Genomic DNA, 7,194 nt, shown 5'->3' on the forward strand with positions numbered 1-7,194 from the left:
TCGGCGACCTCGCCTCGATCCAGACGTACGTCGACCGCGTGCTCGCGCTACGCAGCGTCGCGGGCCTCGAGCGGGCCTCGATCCCGCTGACCGTCCGTGAGCGGCGCGGCCACACCAAGGCCCACTACGAGCGCGGCACGGCCACCATCGCGATCCCCGGGCACCGTCATACCGGGTGGGCCATGCGGGAGACCATCGTGCTGCACGAGCTCGCGCACCACCTCGACCCCCAGTTCGTCCCGGCGCACGGTCCGTCCTACACGGCGACCCTCGTCTACCTCTACGAGAAGGTGATGTCGCCGGAGGCCGCCCACCTGCTGCGCGTGCAGATGTGGGACACCGGCGTCCTGATCGCCGGCGGGTCCGGCGCCGCGGCCGGCACTCCAGGGGCGCCGGCGTCGTCGACCCTCGACAAGATCTCGAAGGTGCTGGCCCAGGCCGAGCGGGCCTCGACGACCGAAGAGGCAGCGACCTTCTTCGACAAGGCCCAGTCGCTCGCGACGCGCTACTCGATCGACCTGGCCGTTGCCCGCCAGCACGTGGCGCGCACCCAACGCCGGGAGTCGCCGATCCACCGCAGCATCGCGATCGGTCAGCACCGTCAGGCGGGCAACAAGCACTTCGTGCGGTTGTTCCTCGTGATCGCCCGTGTCAACGACGTCAAGGCCAACATCGCCACCAACTCGACGACCGTCTACCCCTACGGCTTCCCCACCGACATCGACGTCGTCGAGGCGATGTACTCCCACCTCGCGACCCACATGGCCGAGTCGGCGTCGCTCTACCTGACGACCGGGAGCTACCGGGAGACGATGGTGTGGTCGCCGACGCGCAAGACCCACGTGCCGGCCACGGCCCGCGAGGCACGGCTGGCTTTCTACGACTCCTACATCACCACGATCAACAAGCGGCTGGTCGCCGCCCAGTCCGCCGCCGAGCGCGACGCCATCCGCGACATCGAGGCGGACGACGACTCCTCGACGAGCACCGCCCTGGTCCTGGCCGACAAGCGTGCCGAGGTCGGCGACTACTACTCCCGCAACTCCGACGCCAAGGGCTCCTGGTCCGGCTGGAAGGGCCGCATCCACGAGGTGCCGTCAGCGGCATCCGCCGGTCGGACGGCGGGCCAGCGGGCTCAGCTGAGCAGCGGACGCGCGTTGCCGCACGGCCGACAGGCGCTCGACCGCTGAGCGTCGGCGTCCCCAGGATCGGGTACGCGAGGCCTCGTACGGGTCATTCGTCTCCTGAATTCGCCCCCCGCCGGGGCTCCCGGAGTCTAGGGTCGCTAGGAGCGCATCAGTCAGGGGGCACGATGGCGCCAGCTGCACACCCGTCGAACGGAGACTCCACCCGGGGTCTGGACACCGCTGAGTCGCGCACGTGGCAGGACCCTCGCGTTGCTGCGGTGCTCGAGGTGCTCGGCGGGGCTGCGAGCGATGAGGTCGCGGCCAGGTGGGCTGTCGACCAAGCGGTGCTCGACCGCTGGGTAGCAGTGTTCGTCGAGGCCGGAACGGCGCAGGTGCTCAACCGGCCGGACGCGCAGGCGCTCGCCCACCGCGAGCGCTTCCTGGCCGCCTTCACCATGGAGATGCGCACCCCGCTCGCCGTGGCGATGGGATGGTCGGACCTCCTCGCCGCGGGCGACCTGGCCCCCAGGTCGTTCCTGCGCACCGCCGAACGACTCCAGGAGTCGCTGACGACCCTCGGCGACCGGTTGATCGACGTCGAGCTGCTGGTGGCCGCGGCCATGGGCGGTCTGCGGATCGAGCGGCGCGACGTGTGCGCCCGCGACGTGCTGGCCCTGCCGGGCATGGAGGTCATCGGCGGCTCCGGCCCCGACACCCGGCTGCACGTCGACCCCGAGCTCTTCACCCGGGTGGTCGCCGACCTGTGGGAGGCCTCCGCGCTGGAGCCGGCTCCGCGCGCCCGCCGGGTCGAGGTCCAGGTGATCGAGCCCTGGGTCGAGGTCCGGGTGGTGCGCGAGGCGGAGCCCATCGACCCCGACGTCCTGAAGGCGATCTTCGAGCCTTTCGCCTCCGACAACCTGCACTCCGGCGTCGCGATCGGCCTCTACCTCGCCCGCGCCCTGACCGTGGCCCACGGCGGCACCATCGGTCTCGACCAGGACGACCGCCAGGCGGTCATCTGGGTGCGCGTGCCACGCAGACCCCCACCCCCCGCCCAGGTCCGACCAATCGAGCCGGTTGCGGCTCACGACAACGGAGGTGCTCGATGATGTTCAGGCTCGCATGTGGAGACGTGATGCCTGGCTGCGCCGCGCGATTCGAGGACGAGACGCAGCAGGGACTGCTCGGCCAGGTGGTCGAGCACGCCGGTGCAGAGCACCAGATCACCGAGATCACGCCCGAGATCCAGGCTGCGGTCGAGTCCCGGATCGTCCGCACCTGACGCGCGCCCGACCCGCCACCCGACACCCCGAGCTCGTGCGAGCACGAGACGGCGTCGTGGGTGGCGCGAGTCACACCGTCGAGGGGTGACGGTCCCAGCCCTTGTTGACGTACGTTCAACAAGTGCCCTTCACCCCCGCCGCCGTCCTCGGGCGCCGTTCCAGCGCCTTCCTCGCCCTGAGCCTGCTCGCGACCCTGCTCGTCGGGGGTCCGGGGTCCGCCCCCGCGGCAGCCGAGGTGAGCAGCTCCACCACGCAGGGCGTGACGTCCTCGGACCGCTCCCCGAGCGCGAGCCCTCGCGCCAGGTTCCGCAAGGTCTCCTCGGCCCGGGTGCGGTTCGACCTGGTCAACACCAACGACTCGTCGGTCATCTGCATGCCCGGCCCTGACGGCGAGGAGTACCGCGTCCGCGGCACCCTGGTCGCGCCGCGTGCGGTCCTGCGGCGACGCCAGGTGCTGAACACCGTCAACGTGCTCGTGCACGACGCCGGCACCGGCGGCTGGTCCTTCAACCTCAAGGGCAACCCGACCTACGACTACGCGAGCAACCTGGCCGCGAAGGGCCACACCTCCCTGGTGCTCGACCGGCTCGGCTACGACCGCAGCCCGCTCGCCGACGGCACCGACACCTGCCTGGGCGCGCAGGTGCACCTCCTCCACCAGGTCGTGCAGCACCTGCGCGCCGGCAAGTACGACTTCCTCGGGTCGCGCTCGGGCGCGTCGTCCCCGCACGCCTTCCACGTCGTCCTCCAGGGTCACGGCACCGGAGCCACGATCGCGCAGCTCGAGGCCGCACACTTCGACGACGTGGCCGGCCTGGTGCTCCTCGCCCCCGCGACCACCAACCCTTCCCAGCTCGCGCTGGAGACCGTGCGCGCCCAGGGCGAGACCTGCCTGAACGCCGGCTTCGCAGCCTACGGCGCCAACGCGGCCGCCTACCGCAAGCTGCTCTTCCGCACTGCGCCGAGCGCCGTGCAGAAGAAGGCCGTGCAGCTGCGCAACCCCACACCGTGCGGCGATGTCTCGAGCCTGCCGAGCGCACTGGCGGCGACCACCCTGGGTGGAGGCCTCGGTGACATGAATGTCGAGGTGCCCGTGCTCCAGCTCCTGGCCGGCGCCGACGCGCGGACCAACGGTGGCGGGGCCAGCATCACCTCGACCGAGAAGATCGTCCGGCGCACGATCAAGGGCGCCGGCAGCACGCTGATGCTGGAGAAGTCTGCACCGAAGTCCCAGCGGATCGTGACGCGCTGGCTCGACCGGCTCTGATCACCGCCCGACCTCAGTCGGTGATCTGGACGCCCTTCCAGAAGGCCACGTGGTCGGCGATCTGGGCGGCCGCGTCCTTGGGCGAGGGGTAGCTCCACGCTGCGTCCGCGTTGGTCTGGCCGTCGACCTCGATGGAGTAGTAGGACGCGGTGCCCTTCCACGGGCACACGCTCGTCTTCGTCGAGGGACGAAGCACGCCCTGGTCGACCGACGACGCCGGGAAGTAGTGGTTGCCCTCCACGACGACCGTGGCGTCGGAGGTGGCGATGACCTTGTCGTTCCAGATTGCGCGCATGCTGGCACGCTAGGGCCATGACGCAAGCACATGAGGGTGAGCAGAGCGGGCCTCCGGCCACCGAGGCGGCCGAGACGGTCGCTGTCGTCGACGTGCCCGAGCGCTCCCGTTTCGAGATCTCGGTCAACGGCGCCCCGGCCGGCTTCGCCGACTACTCGGACTCCGAGGGCGGCGCCGGGGCGCAGGCGGGCGTGCGCGCCTTCCCGCACACCGTCGTGCACCCCGAGTTCGGCGGGCGAGGGATGTCGAAGATCCTCATCCGTGCTGCCCTCGACGCCGCCCGGGTCGCCGACCTCGAGGTGCTCCCGCTGTGCTCGGCCGTGCAGCACTTCATCGCCTCGAACGCCGAGTACGTCGACCTCGTCCCCGAGGCACGCCGCGCCGAGTTCGACCTCTGAACGTCCGCACGAGCCAGGTCGGTGCGAGGAGTGCACCGGCGGCTCGCCTCGGTGGCCTGGCCCTGCTGAGCCAGCCTCTGGTGATCGTCGTCCAGCTGGTCGTCGCGACGCGCTGGGCCACCGACTTCAGCCTGACGCGCAACACGATCAGCGACCTCGGCGCCGTGCAGTGCGACACAATCTGCTCGCCCTGGCACGCGCTGATGAACGGCACCTTCATGGTGATCGGAGCGCTGCTGAGCCTGGGGGCCCTGCTCGTCGCCTCCACCGTGGTCGCCGGAGCACGTGCGCGGATGGCGGCCTGGGCCCTCGGGCTGCTGGTGGTCGCTGGGATCAGCTCGTCCGCGGTCGGGTTCGTGCCCCTGGACGTCGACTCCGGGCTGCACGCCCTGGTGGCGACCCCGGTCTTCGTGACCCAGCCGGTCGCCCTGGTGCTGCTCGGCGCCGTCGCCCTGCGACGTCGCGGTAGCCAGGGCCGCTCGACAGGCGCATTCCTGCTCGGCTGCGGGGTGGTGGGCGTGCTCGGCGCCGTCGCCTTCGCGGTCACGCTGGCCACCGGTGACGACGGCGCTCTCTACGAACGCATCGCCCTGTGGACCTGCAACGTCGCCGTCGGCGCGCTCGGATGGACGGTCCTGCGCAACGGTCGGCACGGCGTTTGGGACACTGAGGCGTGACCATCGTGATGGGCGTGGAGTCCTCGTGCGACGAGACCGGCATCGGCTTCGTCCGAGACGGCGTGCTGCTGGGCGACTCGCTGGCCTCCAGCATCGAGGAGCACGTGCGTTTCGGCGGCGTCGTCCCCGAGATCGCGGCGCGCGCCCACGTGCAGGCGATGGTGCCGACCATGCGCGCTGCGCTCGATGATGCCAGCCTGGCCTGGCACGAGGTCGGCGCGGTCGCCGTGACCGCCGGGCCCGGCCTGGCGACGGCGCTCCACGTGGGCGTCGCAGCGGCGAAGGCGGCGGCTCTCGCGCTCGGCGTCCCGCTGTACGGCGTCCACCACCTCGCGGGGCACGCCGCAGCCGACACCCTCGTGCACGGACCGCTGCCGGACCGCAGCATCGTGCTGATCGTCAGCGGCGGCCACACCAGCCTGCTCGCGGTCGACGACCTCGTGCGAACCCCGATCCGCCACCTCAGCGACACCCTGGACGACGCCGCCGGCGAGGCCTTCGACAAGGTCGCGCGGCTCCTCGGGCTGCCCTACCCAGGTGGACCCTCGGTCGACCTGGCCGCCCGCAACGGTGACCCGAACGCCGTCCGCTTCACCAGGCCGCTCAGCGGATCCCGGGATCCTGCCCTGGGCTTCTCCTTCTCCGGGCTCAAGTCGGCGGTCGCACGCTACGTCGCGGCGCCTCGTGACCCGGGCATCACCGTCGACGACATCGCGGCGTCGTTCCAGGAGGCCGTCGCCGACACCGTGACCCGCAAGGCGGTGCTGGCCTGCCAGATGGAGAACGTCGACACGCTCGTGATCGTCGGCGGGGTGGCGGCCAACAGCCGGATCCGCGCGCTGGCGGAGGAGCGCTGCGCTGCCGCAGGCATCGAGCTGCGCGTGCCGCCCCCGAGGCTGTGCACCGACAACGGCGCGATGATCGCGGCGATCGGCGACCTCCTGGTGCGCGAGGGCGCCAAGCCTTCGCCGTCCTCGCTCGGAGCAAGATCGTCGGTGCCGCTCGAGCTCGCCCGCCTCGACGACTGAGCCCGACCAGCCCCCACCGACGCCGAGTCGGCGCGTAGTCGCGCCGACTCAGCGACTCACCGCGCGCGGGGGAGGACCCGGATGGGTGAGGAGGGGCGAGGGATCTGATCCAATAGCGCCATGCGGATGCTCGAGGGACTCAAGCAGCGCGCGGGGAAGTATCTTCTCGAGCGCACCATGCGAGGTGGCCTCGACCTCCGCAAGCTGCGCTTCCTCCCGGAGTCGGTGACCCTGCCCTTCAAGCGCGACGGCCTGGACCCGGTCGCCGAGCTCGGCGCGCTGCGTGACACCGAGCCGGTCGCCGAGCTGGCGACGCTCTTCGGCCGCAAGGTCTGGCTTGTCAGCGGCTACGACGAGGCCCGCGAGGCGTTGGCCGACGGAGCGTCGTACTCCAACGACCTCGGGCAGTTCGTCTCGCAGGAGGGCCGCGACGACTCCGAGCAGATCGGCGGCCTCGGCATGGTCGACCCGCCGCTGCACACCGCCCTGCGCCGCTACCTGACTCCCGAGTTCACGATGCGCCGCCTGGCCCGGCTCGAGCCGGAGATCGAGCGGGTCGTCAACGAACGGCTCGACGCGATGGCCTCGGCCGGACCCGAGGTCGACCTCGTGAGCGAGTTCGCCTTCCCGGTGCCGTTCCAGGTGATCTGCGAGCTGCTCGGCCTGCCGGTCGAGGACCGTGAGCGCTTCTTCGAGCTCGGGGTCGCCCGCTTCGACCTCAGCGCAGGCGGTGCCGGCGCGTTCGGCGCGGCCGCCCACACCCGGGACTTCCTGATCAAGGCCGTGGCCGCCCAGCGCGCCGAGCCCGGCGACGGTCTCATCGGTGGACTCATCAAGGCGCACGGCGACGCTCTCGACGACCTCACCCTCGGCGGCATCGCCGACGGAGTGTTCCTCGGCGGCTACGAGACGTCGGCCTCGATGCTCGCGCTCGGCTCCTACCTGCTCGCCGAGAGCCCGGACGCCGTCGCGCTGCTGCGCGAGGACCCCGCCTCGGTCGACCGCGTGGTCGAGGAGCTGCTGCGTCACCTCACCGTCGTCCAGCTGGCGTTCCTGCGCTTCGCCAAGCGCGACCTCGTGCTCGGCGGCAAGCAGATCAGCGAAGGGGACGCCGTCGGC

The 7,194-nt window shown here is 71.4% G+C and carries 9 protein-coding genes; 8 read left to right on the plus strand and 1 reads right to left on the minus strand.

Annotated elements, in window-relative coordinates; all coding sequences use genetic code 11:
* The 4 genes from VOI19_RS10640 to VOI19_RS10655 form a co-directional block, all read left to right on the plus strand.
* Positions 1–1,190 (plus strand): TIGR04338 family metallohydrolase (locus VOI19_RS10640; RefSeq protein WP_323792940.1); only part of this gene is annotated, 1,190 nt, incomplete at its 5' end.
* A 122-nt stretch (positions 1,191–1,312) separates the two neighbouring features.
* Positions 1,313–2,236: a HAMP domain-containing sensor histidine kinase gene (locus VOI19_RS10645; RefSeq protein WP_323792941.1), complete on the plus strand. Its 924-nt coding sequence runs from the start codon at positions 1,313–1,315 to the stop codon at positions 2,234–2,236.
* Entirely contained in the window at positions 2,236–2,409 is a 174-nt protein-coding gene (locus tag VOI19_RS10650) for a DUF1059 domain-containing protein (RefSeq protein ID WP_323792942.1), read from the plus strand. Before VOI19_RS10645 ends, VOI19_RS10650 begins: the two co-directional genes overlap by 1 nt.
* Before the next feature lie 122 nt (positions 2,410–2,531).
* The gene (locus VOI19_RS10655; protein ID WP_323792943.1) at positions 2,532–3,677 is read left to right on the plus strand and encodes an alpha/beta hydrolase; all 1,146 of its coding nucleotides are present in this window, start codon (positions 2,532–2,534) and stop codon (positions 3,675–3,677) included.
* 13 nt (positions 3,678–3,690) lie between these two features.
* Here VOI19_RS10655 and VOI19_RS10660 read toward each other — a convergent pair whose 3' ends face one another.
* On the minus strand, positions 3,691–3,972 hold the full coding sequence (locus VOI19_RS10660) for a DUF427 domain-containing protein (protein ID WP_323792944.1): 282 nt from the start codon (positions 3,970–3,972) through the stop codon (positions 3,691–3,693).
* Positions 3,973–3,989: 17 nt separating this feature from the next.
* On the opposite strand from VOI19_RS10660, the gene VOI19_RS10665 reads away from it, so the two are divergent.
* The 4 genes from VOI19_RS10665 to VOI19_RS10680 all read left to right on the plus strand — a co-directional run.
* Positions 3,990–4,370, plus strand: coding sequence for a GNAT family N-acetyltransferase (locus tag VOI19_RS10665; RefSeq protein WP_323792945.1), 381 nt, complete (start codon positions 3,990–3,992; stop codon positions 4,368–4,370).
* 80 nt (positions 4,371–4,450) lie between these two features.
* A complete protein-coding gene (locus tag VOI19_RS10670; RefSeq protein ID WP_323792946.1) occupies positions 4,451–5,047 on the plus strand; it encodes a DUF998 domain-containing protein in 597 nt (198 codons plus the stop codon).
* A gap of 8 nt (positions 5,048–5,055) precedes the next feature.
* On the plus strand, positions 5,056–6,075 hold the full coding sequence (gene tsaD, locus VOI19_RS10675; RefSeq protein WP_323792948.1) for a tRNA (adenosine(37)-N6)-threonylcarbamoyltransferase complex transferase subunit TsaD: 1,020 nt from the start codon (positions 5,056–5,058) through the stop codon (positions 6,073–6,075).
* Positions 6,076–6,201: 126 nt separating this feature from the next.
* On the plus strand, positions 6,202–7,194 hold a 993-nt coding region (locus tag VOI19_RS10680; RefSeq protein ID WP_323792947.1), incomplete at its 3' end, for a cytochrome P450.

This window comes from Nocardioides sp., assembly GCF_034670285.1.
Taxonomy (GTDB): domain Bacteria; phylum Actinomycetota; class Actinomycetes; order Propionibacteriales; family Nocardioidaceae; genus Nocardioides.

Bases quoted from the DNA above. Each gene is read 5' to 3' on its own strand.
- VOI19_RS10645 (WP_323792941.1), top strand. From the start codon at position 1,313: ATGGCGCCAGCTGCACACCCGTCGAACGGAGACTCCACCCGGGGTCTG.
- VOI19_RS10650 (WP_323792942.1), top strand. From the start codon at position 2,236: ATGTTCAGGCTCGCATGTGGAGACGTGATGCCTGGCTGCGCCGCGCGA.
- VOI19_RS10660 (WP_323792944.1), bottom strand. From the start codon at position 3,972: ATGCGCGCAATCTGGAACGACAAGGTCATCGCCACCTCCGACGCCACG.
- VOI19_RS10665 (WP_323792945.1), top strand. From the start codon at position 3,990: ATGACGCAAGCACATGAGGGTGAGCAGAGCGGGCCTCCGGCCACCGAG.
- tsaD (WP_323792948.1), top strand. From the start codon at position 5,056: ATGGGCGTGGAGTCCTCGTGCGACGAGACCGGCATCGGCTTCGTCCGA.